This is a genomic window from Variovorax sp. FG153 (genome assembly GCF_057809595.1).
Genome location: NZ_JBMDKG010000036.1, coordinates 33,945 through 55,927, shown reverse-complemented (window position 1 = coordinate 55,927; position 21,983 = coordinate 33,945). Strand labels below are relative to the sequence as shown.

General features: G+C 71.2%; 18 protein-coding genes. 9 read left to right on the top strand and 9 right to left on the bottom strand.

The annotated features are described in order from the left end of the window. Positions 1 to 35: 35 nt before the first annotated feature. Together ACODT0_RS30150 and ACODT0_RS30145 are read right to left on the bottom strand one after the other, a co-directional pair. On the bottom strand, positions 36 to 1,145 hold the full coding sequence (locus ACODT0_RS30150; RefSeq protein ID WP_489042964.1) for a DUF4272 domain-containing protein: 1,110 nt from the start codon (positions 1,143 to 1,145) through the stop codon (positions 36 to 38). 40 nt (positions 1,146 to 1,185) lie between these two features. Next, entirely contained in the window at positions 1,186 to 2,712 is a 1,527-nt protein-coding gene (locus tag ACODT0_RS30145) for a sigma-54 interaction domain-containing protein (RefSeq protein WP_057594311.1), read from the bottom strand. Between the two features lie 303 nt (positions 2,713 to 3,015). Between ACODT0_RS30145 and ACODT0_RS30140 the strand changes: the two genes are divergently transcribed. From ACODT0_RS30140 to ACODT0_RS30125, 4 genes are read left to right on the top strand one after another with little or no spacing between them, the layout of a single operon-like run. Further along, entirely contained in the window at positions 3,016 to 3,780 is a 765-nt protein-coding gene (locus tag ACODT0_RS30140; RefSeq protein ID WP_489042963.1) for a CerR family C-terminal domain-containing protein, read from the top strand. Beyond that, entirely contained in the window at positions 3,777 to 5,375 is a 1,599-nt protein-coding gene (locus tag ACODT0_RS30135) for an efflux transporter outer membrane subunit (protein WP_489042962.1), read from the top strand. The genes ACODT0_RS30140 and ACODT0_RS30135 overlap by 4 nt, the downstream gene beginning before the upstream one ends. Beyond that, positions 5,372 to 6,559 (top strand): efflux RND transporter periplasmic adaptor subunit, encoded by a 1,188-nt coding sequence (locus ACODT0_RS30130; protein ID WP_489042961.1) that lies wholly within the window; start codon positions 5,372 to 5,374, stop codon positions 6,557 to 6,559. Before ACODT0_RS30135 ends, ACODT0_RS30130 begins: the two co-directional genes overlap by 4 nt. A gap of 21 nt (positions 6,560 to 6,580) precedes the next feature. After that, the gene (locus tag ACODT0_RS30125; RefSeq protein ID WP_413763336.1) at positions 6,581 to 9,685 is read left to right on the top strand and encodes an efflux RND transporter permease subunit; all 3,105 of its coding nucleotides are present in this window, start codon (positions 6,581 to 6,583) and stop codon (positions 9,683 to 9,685) included. Here ACODT0_RS30125 and ACODT0_RS30120 read toward each other — a convergent pair. The 6 genes from ACODT0_RS30120 to ACODT0_RS30095 all read right to left on the bottom strand — a co-directional run bounded on the left by ACODT0_RS30120 (position 9,682) and on the right by ACODT0_RS30095 (position 17,169). Continuing rightward, complete coding sequence (locus ACODT0_RS30120; protein ID WP_489042960.1) at positions 9,682 to 12,111, bottom strand: TonB-dependent receptor; 2,430 nt, start codon at positions 12,109 to 12,111, stop codon at positions 9,682 to 9,684. The two genes, ACODT0_RS30125 and ACODT0_RS30120, sit on opposite strands and share 4 nt — an antisense overlap. A 126-nt stretch (positions 12,112 to 12,237) precedes the next feature. Continuing rightward, entirely contained in the window at positions 12,238 to 13,209 is a 972-nt protein-coding gene (locus ACODT0_RS30115) for a FecR domain-containing protein (protein ID WP_489042959.1), read from the bottom strand. Positions 13,210 to 13,270: 61 nt separating this feature from the next. Beyond that, positions 13,271 to 13,783, bottom strand: a complete 513-nt coding sequence (locus tag ACODT0_RS30110) for a sigma-70 family RNA polymerase sigma factor (RefSeq protein ID WP_489042958.1) — start codon at positions 13,781 to 13,783, stop codon at positions 13,271 to 13,273. Between the two features lie 170 nt (positions 13,784 to 13,953). Beyond that, the gene (locus ACODT0_RS30105) at positions 13,954 to 15,474 is read right to left on the bottom strand and encodes a tripartite tricarboxylate transporter permease (protein ID WP_057596501.1); all 1,521 of its coding nucleotides are present in this window, start codon (positions 15,472 to 15,474) and stop codon (positions 13,954 to 13,956) included. An 89-nt stretch (positions 15,475 to 15,563) separates the two neighbouring features. Beyond that, positions 15,564 to 16,115 carry a tripartite tricarboxylate transporter TctB family protein gene (locus ACODT0_RS30100; RefSeq protein ID WP_261212756.1) on the bottom strand — a complete coding sequence of 184 codons (552 nt, stop codon included), beginning with the start codon at positions 16,113 to 16,115 and terminating at the stop codon, positions 15,564 to 15,566. Positions 16,116 to 16,209: 94 nt separating this feature from the next. Beyond that, entirely contained in the window at positions 16,210 to 17,169 is a 960-nt protein-coding gene (locus ACODT0_RS30095; protein WP_057596503.1) for a Bug family tripartite tricarboxylate transporter substrate binding protein, read from the bottom strand. Between the two features lie 198 nt (positions 17,170 to 17,367). On the opposite strand from ACODT0_RS30095, the gene ACODT0_RS30090 reads away from it, so the two are divergent. From ACODT0_RS30090 to ACODT0_RS30070, 5 genes are all read left to right on the top strand, one after another. Further along, the gene (locus ACODT0_RS30090; RefSeq protein ID WP_261212757.1) at positions 17,368 to 18,048 is read left to right on the top strand and encodes a response regulator transcription factor; all 681 of its coding nucleotides are present in this window, start codon (positions 17,368 to 17,370) and stop codon (positions 18,046 to 18,048) included. Continuing rightward, entirely contained in the window at positions 18,045 to 19,466 is a 1,422-nt protein-coding gene (locus ACODT0_RS30085; protein WP_296739673.1) for a sensor histidine kinase, read from the top strand. The genes ACODT0_RS30090 and ACODT0_RS30085 overlap by 4 nt, the downstream gene beginning before the upstream one ends. 3 nt (positions 19,467 to 19,469) lie before the next feature. Next, positions 19,470 to 19,898, top strand: a complete 429-nt coding sequence (locus ACODT0_RS30080) for an RNA-binding S4 domain-containing protein (protein WP_057596506.1) — start codon at positions 19,470 to 19,472, stop codon at positions 19,896 to 19,898. Between the two features lie 62 nt (positions 19,899 to 19,960). Then, positions 19,961 to 20,767, top strand: a complete 807-nt coding sequence (locus ACODT0_RS30075; RefSeq protein ID WP_057596507.1) for a PPK2 family polyphosphate kinase — start codon at positions 19,961 to 19,963, stop codon at positions 20,765 to 20,767. 151 nt (positions 20,768 to 20,918) lie between these two features. After that, on the top strand, positions 20,919 to 21,113 hold the full coding sequence (locus ACODT0_RS30070; protein ID WP_057598659.1) for a hypothetical protein: 195 nt from the start codon (positions 20,919 to 20,921) through the stop codon (positions 21,111 to 21,113). Between the two features lie 63 nt (positions 21,114 to 21,176). Here the strand turns inward: ACODT0_RS30070 and ACODT0_RS30065 are convergent, their stop codons facing one another. Beyond that, a complete protein-coding gene (locus ACODT0_RS30065) occupies positions 21,177 to 21,845 on the bottom strand; it encodes a hypothetical protein (protein WP_057596509.1) in 669 nt (222 codons plus the stop codon). Between the last annotated feature and the right edge of the window lie 138 nt (positions 21,846 to 21,983).

The following is a 21,983-nucleotide window of genomic DNA, read 5'->3' as shown; positions in this document are numbered from 1 at the left end:
GAAGGCAGGTTCGGAGGTGGGTGGAGGCCGCATTGTCAGGTGGGCGTGTCGACCTCGTCCCACTCGCGGTCCTCGAAGCGCACCAGCCAGTTCAAGGCGCGATGCCGCTCGGCGATCACGCCCGCATCGAGTTCCGGCGGCACGGGGACCTGCTGGAGCCCCGCCTGGCGTACGCGCCAGTGCAGGCGGTAGTGCAGGTCGAGCGCATCGAGGATTTCGCCTTCGCCGCGCATGCGCAGCGAACGCAGCGCGCCCGGCAGGTCGCGGGCTTCCAGCATCGTGCGCGCGGCGAGCGGCACGTCGCAGATCGCGCCAGGAAAAGGCAGCGCATCGACCAGGCCCATCGCCCACTCGAGCAGATACAGGCACTCGTAGCGCCAGCCGAACTGGACGACATCGGACGCCAGCGGTTCGGGGGCCGAGAGGAAAGCCTGCTCCGCCGGCGTGAGGTGCGCCCGTGCGGAAGGCAGCCGCTCGAACAGGTCCTCTGGCGCCAGCGGCTCCTTGCTCGCGAGGGACTCGGCCCGCGCCGATACCGCCAGCAGCGCGAAGGCCCGGCCCGCGATCTCCTGCGGCGCGCGCAGCCGCAGCTCGGGCTCGCAGACCAGCGGCGGCAGGTGCCGCGGGACCTCGATGCCCCGCGCCGCGAGCGCTGCCTCGGTGCGCGCCTTGCGTTCCCAGGCCTCGGCTGGATAGGGCAGCGCGGCTTCGCCATCGGGCTCCTCGCCCGCCGCCGACAAGAGGATGCGCCCCCGGGGATCGCGGATGCTGCCGTCGGGCAGGAACACGATCGCGTTCGCGCGCACGGCCCAGTCCGACAACGCATCGAGCATGCCCTCGTCGAGCGACAGGCTCAGGTGCTGGCGCACGCGCTGGACATGACGCATCACGTGATAGCGGTTGCGCGACATCGTCCCGTCGCCGCGACTCAGCACGTAGCCGACGAAACCGGCCAGGTGGGGCGCGAGTTCGGGGTCCGACAGATCGCGGCGACCCTGCAGGGCATGGGGAAACTCGAGCGCCGGTACATCGGCGCGCGTGCAGTAGGCGTTGACCAGGACCCGCTCGCCCTGCCCGGCCTCCTCGGGGCGGCCTGGCGCCGGCCGGCCCAGCGCCCCCTTCAATCGCGTCAACAAGCCCTTCATCGATGCTCTCCTCCTTCGTGGTCCGCGCTCGGCGCGCGGGTCAATCCGCCTGGTTCGTCATGCGCTCGTACAAGGTCGCGCGCGAGATGCCCAGCAACCGCGAGGTCGCGAGCTTGTTGCCCCCGGTCGCCGCCAGCGCCGCGCCGATCGCGCGGCGCTCGAGTTCTGCCACCTGCTGCGCGAGCGGCCGCAGCAGCGCGGCCTCCTCGTCGGCATCGTGGGCGTCGCGCAGCGCGGCGGGCTGCGCGATCTGCTCGAGGCCGGCTTCGCGCAGGATGCGCTCGAGCTGCGCCGCGTCGATGCGCTGCGAGTCGCTGCGCATGGTCACCTGCTCGAGCACGTTGCGCAGCTCGCGGATGTTGCCGCGCCAGTGCTGGCCGGCCAGCAGCGCGAGCGCATCGGGCGTGAGCTCGGGCGGGGCCTCGCCGCTGCGCAGCGCCATGTCCTCGCCGAGCGCCTCGACCAGCGCCGGGATGTCGGAACGCCGTTCGCGCAGCGGCGGCACGCGCAGCGGCAGCACGTTGAGGCGGTAGTAGAGGTCCTCGCGGAACTGGCCGCGGCGCACCAGCTCGGGCAGGTCGCGCGAGGTGGCGGCGATCACGCGCGCGTCGAAGGGAATCAGCTTGTTCGAACCGAGCGGCTCGATCTCCCCCTCCTGCAGCGCGCGCAGCAGCTTGGCCTGCAGGCCCAGCGGCATGTCGCCGATCTCGTCGAGGAACAGGCTGCCGCCGTCGGCCAGCTTGAACTTGCCCTCGCGCCCGCGCTTGTCGGCGCCGGTGAAGGCACCGGGCGCGACGCCGAAGAACTCGGCCTCGAGCAGGGTGTCGGGCACGGCCGCGATGTTGAGGCTCACGAACTGGCCCCTGGCGCGCGCCGAAGCCGCATGGATCGCATGCGCGAGCAGCTCCTTGCCGGTACCGGTCTCGCCGAGCAGCAGCACCGGGCTCGCCGACTGCGCCGCGCGGCGCGCATGGCGCTTGACCTCGACCGCGGCCGGGCTGCTGCCGATGAAGCTCGCGAAGGTGTACTTGGAACGCCGCTGGCCCTCGGCCGCCTGCTGGTAGAGCGGGTTGTTGCGCTGGCTCGCGAGCTCGCGCCGCGCATCGTCGAGGTCGCGCTGCAGCAGCGCGAACTTGCTGATCAGCGGCTGCAGCGTGGTCTCGGGCTGGTCGAACAGCACGATGCCGATGGCGCCGATCACCTCGCCCGCGCCGTCGGCGCGCTCCTCGCGCAGCGGGATGCGGCTCACGACGAAGGTGCCGGCCTTGTTGGTCAGCAGGTCGATCAGGATCGGCTCGCCGCTCTCGAGCACGCGGCGCATCTGGGTGTTGGGGATCACGTCCTCCACCATGTGGCCGAGGAACTGGTCGATCGACGAGAAGCCCAGCGCGGGCAGGAAGCGCCGGTAGCCCTCGTTGACCCAGACGATGCGCCCGCTGCGGTCGACCAGGAACATGCCCTGGCTCATGCGCGAGAACAGGTGGAACATGGAACGCGCGGCCAGCGCGAGGATGCCGTCGGCATCGAGCGGCAGGGCGGAGGGCGCGGCGGCGGTAGGGGCAGGCATGCGCGGATCGTAGCCTGCATCAATCCGCAACAAATCCGGCATCGCCGGCCGGCGCGGCCGGGTCAGAATGCACGGGCGCGCGAGCCGGCACCGCGATCGACAACCACACCAGGAACAGGGTGCCGCCGCCAGGCAGCGATGGAGCCCCTCCCCCGCCACCCACGCGCCCCGCCAGAACGCTCCGTCCCGCTCCCCTGTGCCCACCGGCCTGCGCCGCACCTGTCTTCAGGAGGCCTTCAGCATCGCCTCAGTCGGTCCTAAGTTAATCAATCGTTTGATTTTTGGCATGGTGTAATCGCCCGCATGAAGTCCACGGCTCCTCCTTCGACGCTGCCGGCGCAAAAGACCGCCGCCGCCCCGCGCGCGCCCCGCAGCGACGGCGCCGAGGCGCGCCAGCGGCTGCTCTACACCGCGCTGCGGCTGTTCGCGCAGAAGGGCTTCGCCAAGACCTCCACGCGCGAGATCGTGCGCGAGGCCGGGGTCAACATCTCGGCCATCAGCTACTACTTCGGCGACAAGGCCGGCCTCTACGCCGCCACCTTCAGCGAGCCCATGGGCGGCAACGCGGGCGACTTCGTGGCGCTCTACGCCGCGCCCGGCCTGTCGCTGGAGGAATCGCTGCGCATCTTCTTCGCCAAGATGGTCGAGCCCTTCGACCAGGGCGAGGTGGTGCGCCAGTGCATCCACCTGCACATGCGCGAGATGCTCGAGCCCACCAGCCTGTGGGCCAAGGAGCTCGAGCGCGACATCAAGGACCCGCACCGCGCGATCGCGGCGATGCTGTGCCGCCATCTCGGCGTGGCGCGCGCCGACGACGACATCCACCGGCTGACCTTCGCGATCACGGGCCTCGCGATGCAGCTGTTCGTGAGCCAGGACGTGATCGAGGCGATCCGTCCCGCGCTGCTGCGCACGCCGCGCGCCGTCGACACCTGGGCCCGGCGCCTCGCCGGCTATGCGGTGGCGCTGGTCGAGGCCGAGGCGCGGCGCCGCCCCGCCGAACCGGTGCCGCCCGCGCGCGCGCAGGCGCCCCGCCCTCCATCCCGCTCCGGGAGAAAGACAGCATGAGACGAGTTCCAAGACCGATCGCCATCCTCTGCCTCAAGGCAGGCCTCGGGCTCGGCCTGGCCACCGGCCTCGCCGGTTGCGGCCTGACCCGGCCGCCCGCCGCGGTCGGCGCGCCCGCCCCCGCGCAATGGCATGCGCCGCTGCCGCACGGCGGCTCGCTCGCCCAGTTGGCCGAATGGTGGCGCCAGCTCGACGATCCGCTGCTGGTCGACCTGATCGCGGCCGCCGAGGGCGCGAGCCCCAACGTGGCGAGCGCCGCGGCGCGGCTGGCCGAGGCACGCTCGACCCGCGTGCAGGCCGGCGCCGCGCTGCTGCCCAGCCTCGATGCGACCGGCTCGGCGAGCCGGGGCACCGCGGGGCTGACGGGCGGCACGCCATCGGGAAGCAGCGGCGGCGCCAGCTCGGGCTCGGGCAGCACTTCGGCCACCACGCCCATCACCACGCTGCAGGCCGGCCTGCAGACCAAGTGGGAGATCGACCTGTTCGGCCGCCTGCGCGCCGACCGCGACGCGGCCGTGCAGCGCGAGCGCAGCGCCGATGCCAAGTGGCACGAGGCACGCGTCTCGGTCGCGGCCGAAACCGCCAACACCTATTTCGCCGAGCGCGCCTGCCAGCAGCAGCTGCGCGTGGCCGAATCCGACACCCGCTCGCGCGGCGAGACCGCGCGCCTGACCGATCTGTCGATGCGCGCCGGTTTCACCGCGCCGGCCGATGCCGCGCTCGCGCGCGCCAGCGCCTCCGACGCCTCGGGCCGGCTGACGCAGCAGCGCGCCCAGTGCGCGGTGCAGCGCAAGGCGCTGGTGGCGCTCACGGGCATCGCCGAGACCGAGCTCGAGACCCGGCTCGCCGCGGCACCCGCGCAGCGCGCCCTGCCGGCCGTGGGCCGCATCGACAGCGTGCCGGCCAACGCCATCGCCCAGCGGCCCGACGTCTACGCGGCCGAGCTCGGCGTGGCCGCGGCCAGCGCCGACGTGGGCTCGGCCGAGGCCGAGCGTTATCCCCGGCTCACCATCTCCGGCAACATCGGCCGCACGGGCTTTCGCGTCAGCGGCTTCCGCGAATCGATCGAGACCTGGACCGTCGGCCCGGTGGCGCTCACCGTGCCGCTGCTCGACGGCGGCGCGCGCGCGGCCAATGCCGACGCGGCCAAGGCGCGCTACACCGAAGCCGTCTCGCTCTACCGCGCCAACGTGCGCCAGGCGGTGCGCGAGGTCGAGGAGGCGCTGGTCAACCTCGACGCCACCGATGCGCGCACCGGCGACGCCGACGCCGCGGTGCAGAACTACCAGGCCTCGTTCAATGCCACGCAGGCGCGCTTCGACAGCGGCCTGGCGAGCCTGTTCGAGCTCGAGGATGCGCGCCGCACGCTGTTCAGCGCGCAGACCGCGCGCGTCTCGCTGCAACGCGAGCGCGCCGAGGCCTGGGTCGCGCTGTACCGCTCCATGGGCGGCGGCTGGACCCGCCCGGGCACCGCGGCAGCCGCCGCCGAAGCCGCGCCGAAGCGCCCCCCCGTGACCATCATCACCACGCCGGGCCGCACCCTCACTATCCACCGCTCTTCCACCCCGGCCGCCAAGGTCGCGACGTCGCCATGAAAAGCCCCTCCCGCACCACCCTCATCGTCGTCCTGGTCGTCGTCGCCGCCGTCGCCGGGGCACTGTTCCTGTTCGGCCGCGGCAAGCCCGCCGACGCACCGGCGCCGCAAGGCCAGCAAACGCCCGCCAAGGACGGCAAGGCCGCCGCGTCGCGCCCCGTGCTCACGGTCACCATCGGCCAGCCCGAGGCCACCGAGCTCGCGGTGACGCTCGCGGCCAACGGCAACGTCGCGGCCTGGCAGGAGGCCAGCGTGGGCTCCGAGTCGAACGGCCTGCGGCTGGCCGAGGTGCGCGTCAACGTCGGCGACGCGGTGAAGAAGGGCCAGGTGCTCGCCACCTTCTCGCCCGAGACGGTGCAGGCCGACATCGCGCAGGCCAAGGCCTCGCTGGCCGAGGCCCGCGCCACCGCGGCCGACGCGGCAGGCAACGCGGCGCGCGCACGCACCCTGCAGGCCACGGGCGCGCTGAGCCAGCAGCAGATCAACCAGTACCAGACCAGCGAGCAGACCGCGAAGGCGCGCGTCGAGGCCGCCGAGGCGGTGCTCGCGGCGCAGCAGGTGCGCGGGCGCAACACGCAGGTGCTGGCGCCCGACGACGGCGTGATCTCCGCGCGCAGCGCCACCGTGGGCAGCGTGGTGGCCGCGGGCACCGAGCTGTTCCGGCTGATCCGCCAGGGCCGGCTCGAATGGCGCGCCGAGGTCACCTCGGCCGAGATCGCGCGCATCGCGCTCGGCACGCCGGTGTTCGTGGTGGGCGCCAGCGGCGCGCAGGTGCAGGGCAAGGTGCGCAGCATCGCGCCTACGGTCGATCCGCAGACGCGCGCGGCGCTGGTCTACGTCGACCTGCCACCGGTGCAGCAGAACACCGGCATCAAGGCCGGCATGTTCGCGCGCGGCGACTTCGAGCTGGGCCGCAGCAGCGCGCCCACGGTGCCGCAGAGCGCGATCGTGCCGCGCGACGGCTTCAACAACCTGTTCCTGCTGAAGGACGACAACCGCGTCTCGCAGCTCAAGGTGCAGACCGGCCGCCGCGTCGGCGACCGCGTGGAGATCACGAGCGCGCTGCCGCAGGGCGCGCGCATGGTGGTCCAGGGCGCGGGCTTCCTCAACGACGGCGACCTGGTGAAGGTGGTCGATGCCGCGGCGACCACCCCGGCCGCCCCGCCCGCCGGCAACGGCAAGTAAGCCAGCCCCGGAGAAACCGCCATGAACGTTTCCGCCTGGTCCATCCGCAACCCCATCGCGGCGGTGATGCTGTTCGTGCTGCTCACCTTCGGCGGGCTTTTGTCCTTCAACGCGATGAAGGTGCAGAACTTCCCCGACATCGACCTGCCGACCGTCACCGTCTCGGCCTCGCTGCCGGGCGCCGCGCCCTCGCAGCTCGAGAACGACGTCGCGCGCAAGATCGAGAACTCGATCGCCACCGTACAGGGCCTCAAGCACATCACGACCAAGGTGCAGGACGGCGCGGTCACGCTGATCGTCGAGTTCCGGCTCGAGAAGCCGGTGCAGGAGGCCGTGGACGACGTGCGCTCGGCGGTGCAGAAGGTGCGCGCCGACCTGCCGGCCGACGTGCGCGACCCGGTCATCACCAAGCTCGACTTCGCGGCCCAGCCGGTGCTGGCCTTCACCATCGCCTCGAGCCATATGGACGCCGAGGCGCTGTCGTGGTTCGTCGACAACGACGTGAGCAAGAAGCTGCTGGCCCAGCCCGGCGTGGGCGCGGTCTCGCGCGTGGGCGGCGTCACGCGCCAGGTGCACGTGGACATCGATCCCAACAAGCTGCAGGCGCTCGGCGCCACCGCCGCCGACATCTCACGCCAGTTGCGCCAGGTGCAGGTGGAGAGCGCGGGCGGCCGCTTCGACCTCTCGGGCAGCGAGCAACCGGTGCGCACGCTCGCCACCGTGACCTCGGCCGACCAGCTCAACGCGATGCAGATCGCGCTGTCGGACGGCCGGCGCGTGCGCCTGGACCAGGTGGCGCGCATCAGCGACACCATCGCCGAGCCGCGCGCGGCCGCGCTGCTCGACGGCAAGCCGGTGGTGGGCTTCGAGGTGGCGCGCAGCCGCGGCGCCAGCGAGGTGGAGGTGGGCGCGCTGGTGCACAAGGCGCTCGACGAGCTCAAGGCCCAGCGCCCCGACATCGAGCTCACCGAGGCCTTCAACTTCGTGGAGCCGGTGCAGGAGGAATACGACGGCTCGCTGCACCTGCTGTACGAAGGCGCCATCCTCGCGGTGCTGGTGGTGTGGCTGTTCCTGCGCGACATGCGCGCCACCTTCGTCTCGGCCGTGGCGCTGCCGATGTCGGCCATCCCGGCCTTCATCGGCATGCACCTGCTGGGCTTCTCGATCAACGTGGTGTCGCTCTTGGCGCTGTCGCTGGTGATCGGCATCCTGGTCGACGACGCGATCGTGGAGGTCGAGAACATCGTGCGCCACCTGCGCATGGGCAAGTCGCCCTACGACGCGGCGATGGAGGCGGCCGACGAGATCGGGCTGGCGGTGATCGCCACCACCTTCACGCTGATCGCGGTGTTCCTGCCCACGGCCTTCATGAGCGGCGTGGCCGGCAAGTTCTTCAAGCAGTTCGGCTGGACCGCCTCGCTCGCGGTGTTCGCCTCGCTGGTGGTGGCGCGGGTGCTCACGCCGATGATGGCCGCCTACCTGCTCAAGCCCATCGTCGACCAGGAGAAGGAGCCGCGCTGGCTGTCGGTCTACATGCGCTGGGTCACCTGGTGCATGACGCACCGCTTCAAGACCATGGTGCTGGCCACGCTGTTCTTCTTCGGCTCGCTGGCGATGATCCCGCTGCTGAAGACCGGCTTCATCCCGCCCGACGACAACTCGCAGACCCAGGTCTACCTCTCGCTCGCGCCCGGCGCCACGCTGGCGCAGACGCAGGCCACGGCCGAGGAGACGCGCCACCGGCTGATGAAGATCCGCCATGTGCGCAGCGTCTACACCACCGTGGGCGGCGGCAGCGCGGGCGGCGATCCGTTCGCGAACTTCGGCACGCCCGAGACGCGCAAGGCCACGCTGACGGTGAAGCTCGACCCGCGCGGCGACCGGCCGCGCAAGCAGGTGATCGAGAACGAGATCCGCCGCGCCCTCGAGACCCTGCCCGGCGTGCGCAGCACGGTGGGCCTGGGCGGCTCGGGCGAGAAGTACATCCTCTCGCTGTCGGGCGACGACCCGGCCACGCTGGTGAGCGCCGCGCGCGACGTGGAGCGCGACCTGCGCACCATCCCCGGCCTGGGCAACATCACCTCGACCGCGAGCCTGATCCGGCCCGAGATCGCCGTGCGCCCCGACTTCGCGCGCGCCGCCGACCTGGGCGTGACCAGCAGCGCCATCGCCGAGACGCTGCGCGTGGCCACCCTGGGCGACTACGACCAGTCGCTGCCCAAGCTCAACCTCGCGCAGCGCCAGGTGCCGATCCTGGTGAAGCTCGAGGACAGCGCGCGGCAGGACCTGGCGCTGCTCGAACGGCTGACCGTGCCCGGCAGCCGCGGCCCGGTGATGCTGGGCCAGGTGGCGCAGCTCACGGTCGAGGGCGGCCCGGCCGTGATCGACCGCTACGACCGCTCGCGCAACGTCAACTTCGAGATCGAGCTCTCCTCGGTCGGCCTGGGCGACGCCAAGAACGCCGCGATGGCCCTGCCCTCGATCCGCAACCTGCCGCCGGGCGTGCGCGTGACCGAGGTCGGCGACGCCGAGGTGATGACCGAGCTGTTCAACAGCTTCGGCCTGGCGATGCTGACCGGCGTGCTGTGCATCTACATCGTGCTGGTGCTGCTGTTCAAGGACTTCCTGCACCCGGTGACCATCCTGTGCGCGCTGCCGCTCGCGCTGGGCGGCGCCTTCGTCGGCCTGCTGCTGGGGCAGAAGGCGCTGTCGATGCCCTCGCTGATCGGCCTGATCATGCTGATGGGCATCGCGACCAAGAACTCGATCCTGCTGGTGGAGTACGCGATCGTGGCGCGCCGCGACCATGGCATGAACCGCTGGGAGGCGCTGCTCGATGCCTGCCACAAGCGCGCGCGGCCGATCATCATGACCACCCTGGCCATGGGCGCCGGCATGGCGCCGATCGCCTTCGGCTGGAGTGCCGCCGACTCGAGCTTCCGCTCGCCGATGGCGATGGCGGTGATCGGCGGGCTGATCACCTCGACGGTGCTGAGCCTGCTGGTGGTGCCGGCCGTGTTCACCTACGTCGACGACATCGAGCACTGGATCCGGCGCACGGTGCGCAGGCTGCGCGGGCAGCCGCCGGATCCGCACATCGACGACGACCTGGCGAAGGCGCCCTAGAAGTCGAAGCTGGCCTGCACTTGCCAGGTCCGCGGCGGCGCCACCGAGATGAAGTTGCGCCCCGCGATGGTCCAGTAGTTGTCGTCGAGCAGGTTCGAGATGCCGGCGCGCAGGGTGGTGGCCACGCCGTTCACGCGCGTGGCGTAGCGCGCGCCGATGTCGATGCGCTTCCACGAGGGCACGCGCTGCGTGTTGGCGAGGTCGACCCAGGCGCTGTCGGTGTAGATGTAGCGGCCGGTCAGCGTGAGGCCGGGCACGGAGGGCACGTCGTACTCCAGGCCGAGGTTGGCGGTGAACTCGGGCACGCCGATGGCCTTCCTGCCGTCGCTCGCGCCGCCCGCGGTCTTCGACATGCGCGCGTCGATCCAGGCCACGCCGCCCAGCAGGCGCAGGCCCTTGCCGATCTCGCCGAAGCTTTCGATCTCCACGCCCTTGTTGCGCTGCAGGCCGGCGGCGCGGAAGAAGTTGTCGCTGTCGACGAAGGCCGTGGCCTTGCGGATGTCGAAGTACGCGACGGTGAGGCCATGGCTGCCGCGGTCCCACTTGAGGCCGAACTCGTGCTGGCGCGACAGATAGGGCGCGAGCTGCTCGCCCGCGTTGCGCGCGCCGGCCGGCGCCACCGCGCCCTGGGCCAGCGATTCGGCGTAGTTGCCGTAGACCGAGATGCCGTTGTCGAACTTGTAGAGCGCGGCCACCGTGGGCGTGGTCTTCGACTGGTCGTAGGGCAGCTTCCTGATTCGCTGGTGGCGCGCGCCCAGCGTGACGAACAGGCGATCGTCGAAGGCCGAGATCGTGTCGGCCACCGCGAGGCTGTCGAGGTCGAGCGCAGGGCTGTCGACGCCCTGCACCACCGGCACGCCGAAGGCGAAGGGATTCGGCACCAGGTTCGGCGTGTAGATGCTGCCGACCACGCGCTGGGGCAGCGGCAGCGACTGCGAACGCATGTCGAGCAGCTGCTGGCGCTGCGACACGGCGCTGAGCGCGAGCTTGTGCTTCGTGGCCCCGAGCGAAAAGCTGCCGCGCACGCCGACGTCGGCCACCTGGTTGGACTGCGTCCACAGCAGGCTCGAGGCGCTGCTGTAGTTGACCTGGCCCAGGCCGTTGATGGTGGTCTGGTCGATGTAGCGGCGCTCGGGCGCGGTCTCGCGCAACTTGCCGAAGCGCGCATAGGCGGTCCAGTTGTCCGCGAAGTCCCACTCGGTGCTCAGCAGCGCGAAGGGCTGGCGCACCTCGAGCATCTCCCACGAGGGCTTGGGATGCACCTTGGGATCGGGCGGCGGCGGCAGCGCGGCACCGGCCTGCAGCAGCCAGTGGTTGAACAGCGGCGACGAGGTGCGCCGCGTGTAGCCAGCATCGAGCACGGCACGGAAGCGGTCGCCGCGGTAGTCGAGCGCGATCTGCGCCGCGGCCAGGCGCCGGTCGGCGCCGTCGTAGACCCGGCCGTCCTCGGCACTGAGGTTGATGCGCGCGCCGAACTGGTGGTCGGCGCCGAAGCGCTGGCCCAGGTCGACATGGGTGCCAAGCAGCGAGCGCTGGTTGGCCGACAGCGTGATCGAGCGCACCGGCGTGTCGGTGGCGCGCTTGGGCACCAGGTTGAAGCTGCCGCCGGTGGTGCTGCCGTAGCCCGAGGCGCCGACCAGCCCGGCCGCCGGCCCCTTGAGCACCTCGAGGCGCTCGTAATGCTGGATCGGGATGTTGCTGTACGCGAACAGGCCCTCGAGGCCGTCGAACAGGTAGGCGTCGCTGTTGGTGAGGAAGCCGCGGATCGAGCTCTGGTCGAGCGGCGAGGTGGCCGACAGACTGGTGCGGATCGAGGGATCGTTGGCCACCATGTCGTTGACGTTGCGCGCGCCCTGGTTGCGGATCAGCTCGGCCGTGTAGGCCTTGGTGCTGAACGGCGTCTCGAAGATGTCGGCCGTGCCCAGCATGCCGAGCCGGCCGCCACGCGCGACCTGCCCGCCCGCGTACGGCGCCGCGAGCACGTCGGCCGCGGGGCCGGCGGCCGTGACCGTCACCGGCGCCAGCGCCGCGCCGCCGGCGCCGGGGACCACGGGCGCGCGCGTCTCCACCCGACGCAGCGAGAAGCCGCCGCCCTGGCGCGGCACGGCTTCGAGCGCGCTGCCGGCCAGCAGCGCGGCCAGGCCGCTCGCGATGCCGTGGCGGCCCTCGAGCCCGCGCGTGACGGCGCCCGCGACCAGCGCCGGGTCGTAGCTGAGGTTGACGCCCGCGCTGCGCGCGAAGCGGTCGAGCGCGGCATCGAGCGGGCCGGCGGGCACGCTGAAGCTGCGGATCTCGTCGGGCGCCTGCGCGCGCGCCGCCTCGGGCAGCGCGGCGGCGGCGAACGCGCCGAGGGCCAGCGCGGCATGCAGCGCCGTGTGCAGCGCGAAGGTCGGCGCGCCGGCGGCGCGGAATCGGGAAAGGCTCATGGGTCTGGACAGGCTCGAAGGATGGAAGGCGCTCGTCGCCGAGCGGGTTCATCCAGGAGGTCGGACGAGAAACGCGATCCCCTCAGCTTTTTCCAGTCGTCCTCGAAATTTTTCTGAAAGGCCCGCTCAGGCCGGCGGCCCGACCGACACCCAGTAGCGCGTGCGCAGCCGCACCGAGATCGGCTGCGTCTGCGCGAGGAACTGCAGCGCGCGGTCGCTGTCGCGCACATGGAACACGCCCGAGACGCGCAGCTCGGCCACGGCCGGATCGCACAGCACCACGCCATGGCGGTAGCGGCCGAGCTCGGCCAGCAGGTCGGCCATGCGGATGTTCCGGCCGGCGATCACGCCGTCGACCCAGCCGTCCTCGTCGAAGCCGAGGCTGGCGGCCGGCGAGCTGCCCGATTCGGCGAGCCAGCGGCTCTGGCCCGCCTGCACCACGGCCTCGGCGGGACCGTCGCCCGGATGCAGCGCCACCGCGCCCTGCTGCACGCTGACGCGCGCGCGCCGTTCGTCGATGCGCACCACGAAGCGCGTGCCCAGCGCCTGCATGCGGCCGAACGGCGTGTAGACCCAGAATGGGCGCTTCGCGGCGGCGCCGGCATCGTCGCCGGTGTTGACCATGATCTCGCCGCGCCGCAGCACCACGAGGCGGCGCTCGCCGTTCAGGTCGGTGCTGACCGCGCTGTCGGTGTTGAGCACCAGCGTCGTGCCGTCGGCCAGCCGCAGGGTGCGCTGCTCGCCGGTGCCGGTGCTGGCATCGGCCAGCAGGCGCTGCCACGGCGCGTGCTCGCGCAGCAGCCAGCCCGCGCCCAGCGCCACGCCGGCCAGCGACAGCAGCTTGAGCGCGGCACGGCGGCCGCGCTGCTGCCGGTGCAGCTGCGCGGCCTGCAGGGTGTCGCGCGCGGGGCCCGCCGGCATGCCGGCAAAGCCGCGCCGCAGGTCGCCGACGCGCTGCCAGGCCTGCGCATGGCGCGGATCGGCCGCCAGCCATTGCGCGTGCGCGCGCCGCATCCTCGGCGTGGGTTCGCCATGGTCGAGCCGCACCGACCACAGGATGGCGGCGTCGATCACGCTGTCGGGCAAAACAGTGCTCATCGAAATACCTTCGTGCTTCGCACTGCGGTGCGAGCTTGCTTGGGGCGGCCCGGCGCGGCGCTCATGCCTCGAAGCGGAACGCGTAGCAGGCGCGCAGCGCCTTCGCCACGTAGCGCTCGGCCGTGGCCAGCGACACGCCCAGCCGCTCGCCGATCTCGCGGCAGCTCAGGCCGTCGAACTGGGCCAGCAGGAAGGCCGTGCGCACGGCGGGCTTGAGCGTGTCGAGCATGCGGTCGATCTCGACCAGCGCCTCGAGGATCAGCAGGCGCTGCTCGGGCGAAGGCGCGGTCACCTCGGGCATTTGCGCCAGGGTTTCGAGCCAGGCCTGCTCGAGCTCGCGGCGGCGCCAGTGGTCGATCACCAGGCCGCGCGCCACCGACGACAGGTAGGCGCGCGGCTCCTTCATCGCGACCGGTTCCCTGCGCGCCAGCAGGCGGATGAAGACGTCGTGCGCGAGGTCCGCCGCATCGAAGGCATTGCCCAGGCGGCGGCGCAGCCAGCCCTGCAGCCAGCCGTGATGGTCGCTGTACAAGCTTCGGACTTCCTGCTGCAAGGCGGATTCGGCCGCGGCCATGGCACTCCTCCAACGAGTGCCGGGCACCCATCAACAAATAAGAATGGTTCTCATTTTATGGAATTTGACCGACCTCTGAAACCGTTCGTGTTCGCGCACAGGGCGGCAACCCAAAGAAAAAGCGCCGCGGGCATCGCTGCCCGCGGCGCTTTGTCGAAGAAAGACCGGCCTCAGCCCGAGGCCGCCAGCCGCGCCAGCTTCTTCTCGCTCATGCGCTTGGCCACGCGCGGCAGCACCAACACGGCGAGGATCACGACGATGATCACGATCGATTCGGGCCGCTGGAAGAACACCACCGGGCTGCCCTGCCCCATCGCGATGGCGTTGCGCAGGTTGGCCTCGGCGAGCGGGCCCAGGATCATGCCGACCACCACCGGTGCGGTCGGGAAGTCGAAGCGCCGCATCACCACGCCCAGCAGGCCGATGGCATAGAGCAGGAACAGGTCGAAGGTGTTCTGGCGCATGCCGTAGGCACCGACGGTCGCGAAGATCAGGATGCCGGCATAGAGCTGCGGCTTCGGGATCTTGAGCAGCTTGACCCACAGGCCCACCATCGGCAGGTTCAGCACCAGCAGCATGAGGTTGCCGATGTAGAGCGAGGCGATCAGCGCCCAGACCAGCGCGGCCGAAGTGGTGAACAGCTGCGGGCCCGGCTGGATGCCGTAGTTCTGGAACGCACCCAGCATGATGGCCGTGGTGTTCGAGGTCGGGATGCCGAGCGTGAGCAGCGGGATCAGCGCAGCGGTCACGGTGGCGTTGTTCGCGGCCTCGGGACCGGCCACGCCCTCGATCGCGCCGACGGTGCCGAACTCCTTCTTCGCTTCCTCGTCCTTCGCGAGCTTCTTCTCGGCGGCGTAGCTCAGGAAGGTCGGGATCTCGGTGCCGCCGGCCGGGATGCAGCCGAAGGGCGTGCCGATGGCCGCGCCGCGCAGCCAGGCCGGGATCGAGCGCTTCCAGTCGCGCCCGGTCATGTGGACCCGGGTCAGCTTGTTCTGCCCCTCGACCACGCGGCCTTCGTAGAGCACCGCGTAGAGCACCTCGGCCACCGCGAACAGGCCCACGGCCACCAGCACGATCTCGATGCCGTCGAGCAGCTCGGGCATGTCGCCGGTGTAGCGGCCCTGGCCCGAGATCTGGTCGAGGCCGACGCAGCCGATCGCCAGGCCCGCGAACAGCGCCGTCATGCCGCGCAGCGTGCTCTTGCCGAGCACCGCGCTCACGGTGGTGAAGGCCAGCAGCATCAGCAGGAAGTACTCGGGCGCCGCGAGCCGCACCGCGTAGTCGGCCACGAAGGGCGCGAACAGCGTGACGACCACGGTCGCGATGGTGCCGGCGACGAAGGAGCCGATGGCCGCGGTGGCGAGCGCCGCGCCCGCGCGGCCGCTCTTGGCCATCTTGTTGCCCTCCATCGCCGTCACCATGCTGGCGGTTTCGCCGGGCGTGTTGAGCAGGATCGAGGTGGTCGAGCCGCCGTACATGGCGCCGTAGTAGATGCCCGAGAAGAAGATCATCGAGGCCGTGATGTCGACCTTGCCGGTGATCGGCAGCAGCATCGCCACCGCCACCGCGGGGCCGATGCCGGGCAGCACGCCGACGGCCGTGCCCAGGGCGCAACCAATGAGGCACCACAGCAGGTTGATCGGGGTGATCGCGGCCGCGAAGCCGGCCAGGAGTGCGTTGAAGATGTCCATGTCAGGCCTCCCGCTGGGCCGCCCCGAGGGAGGCCTGCGCCCCCCCGGGGGGCAGCGAATACACGAAGTGATGAGCGTGGGGGTTCATGTCAGATCCACCCTGTGGCAGTGAGGCCCGGCAGGCTGATGGCCAGGAACTTGGTGAACATCCAGAACACCGGCGCCGAAATCGCGGCGCCGGTCAGGAAGTCGACCACCCAGGTGCGCGCCGAACCGGCGGCCGGCTGGCCGCTCGCGCGGCGCAGGCCCTGCACCGCGAGCAGGTAGCACAGCGCGCAGCTCAGGATGAAGCCGATGGTGGTGATCAGCGCCGCGTTGAGCAGCAGCCCGGCCGAGACCCACACGAAGCCGGGCCAGTAGGCGCGGTCGCCGCCCGAGGGCGCCTCGAGTTCGCGAAAGCCGCCGCTGCGCGCCTCCCAGGTGATCCAGGCGCCGCAGACCATCAGCACGATGGACACCAGCCAGGGCAGGAAGTTGGGCCCGACACCGCCATAGCCGGCTTCGGAGGAGATGCCGATCGCGCCGAAGGCCAGCGCCGCGCCGGTCAGCAGCACGCCGATGCCGACGGCGGTTTGAGGCCAGGGCGCGGCGGGAGGGGCGCCCGCTTCGGGCGGCGCCATCGAGGGATGTGGTGTTGTCATTTCTGCTCCCGGATTCGAGCGAGACGGGCTGGATTTGAAAACGGCACGCTGTCGTGAGTGACAGCGCGCCGTGTGGGCTGGGCAGAGCGGGCGCTCAGACCATGCCGGACTTGGCCATGATGGCGCGCAGGCTCGCGAAGTCGTCGTCGACGAACTTGGTGAAGGCGTCGCCCGAGATCACGGCCGGCGTCCAGTCGTTCTTCTTGAGCGACTCGGCCCACGAGGCGCTCTTGAGCGCGGCCAGCACCATGTCGGTCAGGGCCTTGCGCTGCTCGGCGCTGATGCCGGGCGCGCCGTACACGCCGCGCCAGTTGCCGATCTCGACGTCGATGCCCTGCTCCTTGAGCGTGGGCACGTTGATGCCGGGCAGGCGTTGAGCCGAGGTGACGGCGATGGGCTTCATCTTGCCGGCCGCGATGTATTCGGCGAACTCGCTGTAGCCGCTGCCGCCGATGGTGACGTTGCCGCCGAGGATGGCCGCGGTGGCCTCGCCGCCGCCGCGGAAGGCCACGTAGTTGATCTTCGAGGGATCGGCGCCGACCTTCTGCGCGATCATGGCCGCGGCGATGTGCTCGGTGGAGCCGCGCGAACCGCCGCCCCACTTGACGCTGCCCGGGTCCTTCTTGAGCTGCTCGACCACGTCCTTCATGGTCTTGAACGGCGAGTTCGAGGGCAGCACGAAGACGTTGTATTCGGTGGTCATGCGCGCGATCGGCGTGGCCTGCTCGAGCTTGACCGGCGGCTTGCCGGTGATGATGCCGCCCAGCATGACCGAGCCCATGACCATCAGCGCGTTCGGGTCGCCCTTGGAGCCGTTGACGAACTGGGCCAGGCCCAGCGCGCCGGCGGCGCCGCCCTTGTTGTCGTAGGCCACCGTGTCGGCCACCTTGGCATCGGTCAGTGCCTTGCCGAGCGCGCGACCCGTGGTGTCCCATCCGCCGCCGGGGTTGGCGGGAATCATCATCTTGACGTTGGCGGCGGCGCGCGCCGACAGCGGCAGCGCGCCAGCGGCGGCCAGCGCGGCCAGGGACTTCAAAAAGGTATCGCGACGCATCGTTGGTGTCTCCTGAGGGGAAAGAACGGAACCTGACTAGGACCTGAGCCGCTATCATGCGCCGCCCCGCTGTCAGTTGGCTGTCCGGCGGACTGGGGAAAACACCGAAGCCCGCTCCCCGCCCCGAGCCCTCTTCCAGGCCCACTTCCGAGTCCCTTTCCAAGCCTTGCGCGCGCGCCCCGCCGGCCGCCCCGATCCATGAAGTTGCTGCTGGTCGAAGACGATCCCTCGATGCAGGTCACGCTGCAGCGCAGCCTCGCGCGTAGCAAGATCGACGTGCGCGTGTGCGGCGACGGCGCGCTCGCGCTCGCGCACTGGCGCGCGGTCGAGCCCGACGTGGTGGCGCTCGACCTGAGCCTGCCGAACCTCGACGGCCTGCAGGTGCTGGCGCAGGCGCGCGCCGAGGGCCTGCGCACGCCCGTGCTGCTGCTGACCGCGCGCGGCACCGTGGGCGACCGCATCGTCGGCCTGAACGCCGGCGCCGACGACTACCTGCCCAAGCCCTTCGACCTCGACGAGCTCGAGGCCCGCATCCGCGCGCTGCGCCGGCGCAACCAGAACGCCGGGCCCGACCCGGTGCTCAACCCGCAGGAGGTCGGCGGCCTGCGCTTCGAGCCCGACAGCGGCGCCATCTACCACCGCGCCGAGGTGCTCGAACTCACGCCGCGCGAACTCGCGCTGCTCAAGGCGCTGATGATGAAGCCCGGCCATGCCGTCACCAAGGAACGGCTGTTCGAGCTCGTGTTCCCCGGCGAGACCGACGTGCAGTACGAGGCGGTCGAGGTGGTGGTGTACCGGCTGCGCAAGAAGCTCGTGGGCACCGGCGCCGCGCTGATGACGCTGCGCGGGCTCGGCTACCTTCTTCGCGCGGAGTCATGACGACCAACCTGTCGCTGCGCGCGAGGCTGCTGTTCGGCATCCTCGCGCCGGTCGCGCTGCTGATCGTGATCAACAGCGTGAGCCTCTACCGCCAGAGCCTGGCCGCCGCCACCACCGCCTACGACCGCACGCTGCTCGCCTCGGCCAAGACCATCGGCGAGCAGCTCGACGTGGCGGGCTACGACGAGCAGGCCGAGCTGCGCGCGATCGTGCCCTACTCGGCGCTCGAGGCCTTCGAGGCCGACAACCGCAGCCGGCTCTTCTACCGCGTCTCCACGCTGCACGGCGAGATGATCTCGGGCTTCGGCGAGCTGCCGTTCTGGCACGGCCGCATTCCCGATCGCACGCCCTACGCCGCGCTGGTCGACTTCTACGACGCGCGCTTTCGCGACCAGCCGGTGCGCGTGGCGGTGCTCTTGCAGCCGGTGGCCAGCGCGCGCGGCCGCGGCATGGCCGTGGTGCAGGTGGCCGAGACCCTGGAGCTGCGCGAGACCCTGGTGCGCAAGCTGCTGCTCGACACGCTGTGGCGCCAGCTACTGCTGATGGGCGTGATCGCGGCCGTCACCGTGTTCGTGGTGCAGCGCGCGACCCGGCCGGTGCGCCAGCTCGGCGAGGCGATCGAGCGGCGCGCCGCCGACGACCTGTCGCCGATCGACGCGCCCGATGCGCCGCGCGAACTGCGTCCGCTGATCGATGCCACCACCGAGGTCATGGGGCGGCTGCAGCGGCTGCTCGACCACCAGAAGCGCTTCGTGCGCGACAGCGCGCACCAGCTGCGCACCCCGCTGGCGGTGCTCAAGGCGCAGGTGCAGTCGGCCCGGCGCGGCGACCTGGCGCCCGAGCAGGCGCTGGTCGAGATCGCCCAGACCGTGGACCGCGCCACCGCGCTGGCCAACCAGATGCTGTCGCTGGCCAAGGTCGAGCAGTTGCGCCAGCAGCCCGAGTCGGTGCGGCTCGACCTGGCCGAGGTGGCGCGCCAGATCGTGCTCGACCTGTCGCCGCTGATCGCCGACAAGGCGCTCGACTTCGAGCTCGATGCCGATCAACCCGTGCCGGTGCGCGCCCACCGCTGGATGCTGCAGGAGCTCACGCGCAACCTGCTGCACAACGCGATCAAGCAGACGCCGGCCGGGGGCGCGCTCTCGGTGGCGGTGCGCGCCGAGGCCGGCGAGGCGATGCTGCGGGTGCGCGACAGCGGCCCGGGCATCTCCGCCGAGTTGCGGCGGCGGCTGTTCGCGCCCTTCTCGGCCGGCGACAGCGCCAGCGGCTCGGGCCTGGGCCTCGCGATCTGCCGCGAGATCGTGCTCGCGCTCGACGGCCGGATCGCGCTCGACAACCGCACGGGCCCCGACACGCGGGACAATATCGCCGGGCTCGACGCCGTCGTGCACCTGCCCCTGGACCGGCACACCTCCTGATTTATGGATCGTCTTCGCATCGACAAATGGCTTTGGGCCGCGCGCTTCTTCAAGACCCGCTCGCTGGCGGCCGAGGAGATCGGCAAGAACCGCATCCTGGTGAACGGCGACGTCGCCAAGGCCTCGCGCGAGGTCAAGGTCGGCGACGCGGTCGCGATGCGGCTCGGCCCGCTGACGCGCACCGTCACCGTGCGCGGCCTCAGCGGCCAGCGCGGCCCGGCGCCGGTGGCCCAGCAGCTCTATGAAGAGACGCCCGAGAGCCTGGCGGCGCAGGCCGCCTTCCGCGAGCAGCGCCGCATGGGCAGCGAGCCCGCGCTCGCCATCGAGCAGGGCCGCCCGACCAAGCGCGACCGGCGCGTGCTCGACGACGCGGCGCGCCATGCCGAGTGGGACAGCCGCTGGAGCGCCTCGATCGATCCCGACGAGCGCTGACAGCCACGGCGCGCGCATCGCGTACCCTGTGGCCTTCGTTCATTCAACGGAGACCGCAGGCCATGGCCAGCTTCAAGAAGTACCGCGTCGGCAGCAAGTTCCAGCTTTCCCGCATCGATCCCGGCGACACGCCCTTCCTCAAGGGCAACGAGGCCGCGCAGCGCGACCGCCTCGACGCCCTGGCGATCGAGCTCGACGAGCTGCAGAACCTGCTGCATGCCGAAGGCCGCCGCAAGCTGCTGGTGGTGCTGCAGGGCATGGACACCAGCGGCAAGGACGGCACCGTGCGCTGGGTGTTCTCGCGCACCTCGCCGCTGGGCGTGCGCGTGAGCGCCTTCAAGGCGCCCAACGACGAGGAGCGCGCGCACGACTACCTGTGGCGCTGCCATGCCGTGGTGCCGCGCACCGGCGAGGTCATGGTGTGGAACCGCAGCCACTACGAGGACGTGCTGGTGCCGGTGGTCGAAGGCTGGATCGACAAGGCCGAAACGAAGCGCCGCTATGCGCAGATCGAGGACTTCGAACGCCTGCTCGTGGAGACCGGCACCACCATCGTGAAGTGCATGCTGCACATCGACAAGGAGGAGCAGCGCCAGCGGCTGCAGGCGCGCATCGACACGCCCGGCAAGGAATGGAAGTTCAGCATGGCCGACCTCGAGGTGCGCACCAAGTGGGATGCCTACCAGCGCGCCTACGACAAGGCGCTGGCCGCGACCTCGAGCGCGCATGCGCCCTGGCACGTGATCCCGGCCAACAGCAAGCGGCACCGCAACCTGATGATCGCCGAGCTGCTGGTGAAGACCCTGCACGAGATGGACCTGAAGCCGCCGCCGGCCGACCCCGCGCTGCGCGGGCTGGTCGTGAACTGAGCTGCACGCGCTCAAGGGCCGAGCGCCCGCGCGCGGACTGCGCGAGCGCCTACGCGGCGCCGTCACCGAAGCGAACTAAGGTTCCACCGTGCGGATCGAAGTCCCTGCGACGGTGCTTCGCCGCGCATCCACTCCCATGAAGGACTCCAACATGAAAAAGACCCTCTTCATCCTCGCGGCCGCTCTCGGCCTGCTCGCTTCCTCCGGCGCCGCCCTGGCGCAGCCACATCCCGGCCCGGGCTACGACCGGCCGCACATGGCGCCGGTCCACCGCAAGCACAAGGTCTGGGTGCCCGCGCATCGCGAGCATGGCCGCTACGTGCGCGGCCACTACGTCTGGCGTTGAGCCTGACCCAAAGAACAAGCGGCGCTCGAGGCGCCGCTTTTTCTTGGCCGGCGGGAAGCCGCCTCAGGAGCGCCGGACCGGCGCCTGCGCCAGCACGCGGCACTGGCCGAACTCGCAGCGCACGGCCCAGGTGCCGCCGTTCTCGCAGGGCACGGTATAGGCCTCGTAGCCCGGGCCCTTGGCCGTGAGTTCGGCGCGCGGCTGCAGGTTGCAGCGGCCGTTCTTCGCGATCCGCTCGACGTTGTAGGTGTCGACGCCGGTGCGCCGCGGCGCGAACGACTCGACCGGCGAGTAGCCGTAGGCATAGAAGCTGTCGCGCACGTTCGGGTCGAGGTTGCGGTAGCCGCGCTTGGCCATGCAGTGCACGACGGCGATCTGCTGGTGCTCGGCGATCACCGACTCGGGCGGGCGCGAGTTCATGTCGACGATGACGGCGGCGAGGCCGGTCCAGGCCGCGGCGCCCGCGATGCCCTGGCCGTGCACCGTGATCAGGCCCAGGCCGAAGGCGGCCCACATCCAGTCGTTGTCCTCGTTGCGCGCGGTGATGCGCGTGGCGGCCGTGCGGCATTCGGCCACGTCGGCGTCGTAGCGGACACGGTCCACGCCTTGCATCGCGACCTTCGGCACGTAGGACAGGCCGCGGCCGGTTCCGGGCTCGGTCGGCGTCGGCGGCGTGCTCACGCAGCCGGCCAGGGCCACGACCGCGCACGCAAGGCTCAACAGCAGCTTCATGGGATCCCCTCGTCCTCTACTTCGCGTAAGTTGCGGCGGATTTAACCATACATAAAGTTACTTTTGCATCGCCTCGTTGCGGATCAGCGACGCGTGCGTGCCGCGCTCCTACGCCGGACGGCGGCCCGCCTTGGGCAC

Coding starts and splice junctions, on each gene's coding strand:
- ACODT0_RS30105 (WP_057596501.1), bottom strand. CDS start 15,474: ATGGACATCTTCAACGCACTCCTGGCCGGCTTCGCGGCCGCGATCACC.
- ACODT0_RS30140 (WP_489042963.1), top strand. CDS start 3,016: ATGAAGTCCACGGCTCCTCCTTCGACGCTGCCGGCGCAAAAGACCGCC.
- ACODT0_RS30085 (WP_296739673.1), top strand. CDS start 18,045: ATGACGACCAACCTGTCGCTGCGCGCGAGGCTGCTGTTCGGCATCCTC.
- ACODT0_RS30120 (WP_489042960.1), bottom strand. CDS start 12,111: ATGAGCCTTTCCCGATTCCGCGCCGCCGGCGCGCCGACCTTCGCGCTG.
- ACODT0_RS30115 (WP_489042959.1), bottom strand. CDS start 13,209: ATGAGCACTGTTTTGCCCGACAGCGTGATCGACGCCGCCATCCTGTGG.
- ACODT0_RS30150 (WP_489042964.1), bottom strand. CDS start 1,145: ATGAAGGGCTTGTTGACGCGATTGAAGGGGGCGCTGGGCCGGCCGGCG.
- ACODT0_RS30090 (WP_261212757.1), top strand. CDS start 17,368: ATGAAGTTGCTGCTGGTCGAAGACGATCCCTCGATGCAGGTCACGCTG.
- ACODT0_RS30065 (WP_057596509.1), bottom strand. CDS start 21,845: ATGAAGCTGCTGTTGAGCCTTGCGTGCGCGGTCGTGGCCCTGGCCGGC.
- ACODT0_RS30125 (WP_413763336.1), top strand. CDS start 6,581: ATGAACGTTTCCGCCTGGTCCATCCGCAACCCCATCGCGGCGGTGATG.
- ACODT0_RS30135 (WP_489042962.1), top strand. CDS start 3,777: ATGAGACGAGTTCCAAGACCGATCGCCATCCTCTGCCTCAAGGCAGGC.
- ACODT0_RS30075 (WP_057596507.1), top strand. CDS start 19,961: ATGGCCAGCTTCAAGAAGTACCGCGTCGGCAGCAAGTTCCAGCTTTCC.
- ACODT0_RS30070 (WP_057598659.1), top strand. CDS start 20,919: ATGAAAAAGACCCTCTTCATCCTCGCGGCCGCTCTCGGCCTGCTCGCT.
- ACODT0_RS30080 (WP_057596506.1), top strand. CDS start 19,470: ATGGATCGTCTTCGCATCGACAAATGGCTTTGGGCCGCGCGCTTCTTC.
- ACODT0_RS30145 (WP_057594311.1), bottom strand. CDS start 2,712: ATGCCTGCCCCTACCGCCGCCGCGCCCTCCGCCCTGCCGCTCGATGCC.
- ACODT0_RS30100 (WP_261212756.1), bottom strand. CDS start 16,115: ATGACAACACCACATCCCTCGATGGCGCCGCCCGAAGCGGGCGCCCCT.
- ACODT0_RS30110 (WP_489042958.1), bottom strand. CDS start 13,783: ATGGCCGCGGCCGAATCCGCCTTGCAGCAGGAAGTCCGAAGCTTGTAC.
- ACODT0_RS30095 (WP_057596503.1), bottom strand. CDS start 17,169: ATGCGTCGCGATACCTTTTTGAAGTCCCTGGCCGCGCTGGCCGCCGCT.
- ACODT0_RS30130 (WP_489042961.1), top strand. CDS start 5,372: ATGAAAAGCCCCTCCCGCACCACCCTCATCGTCGTCCTGGTCGTCGTC.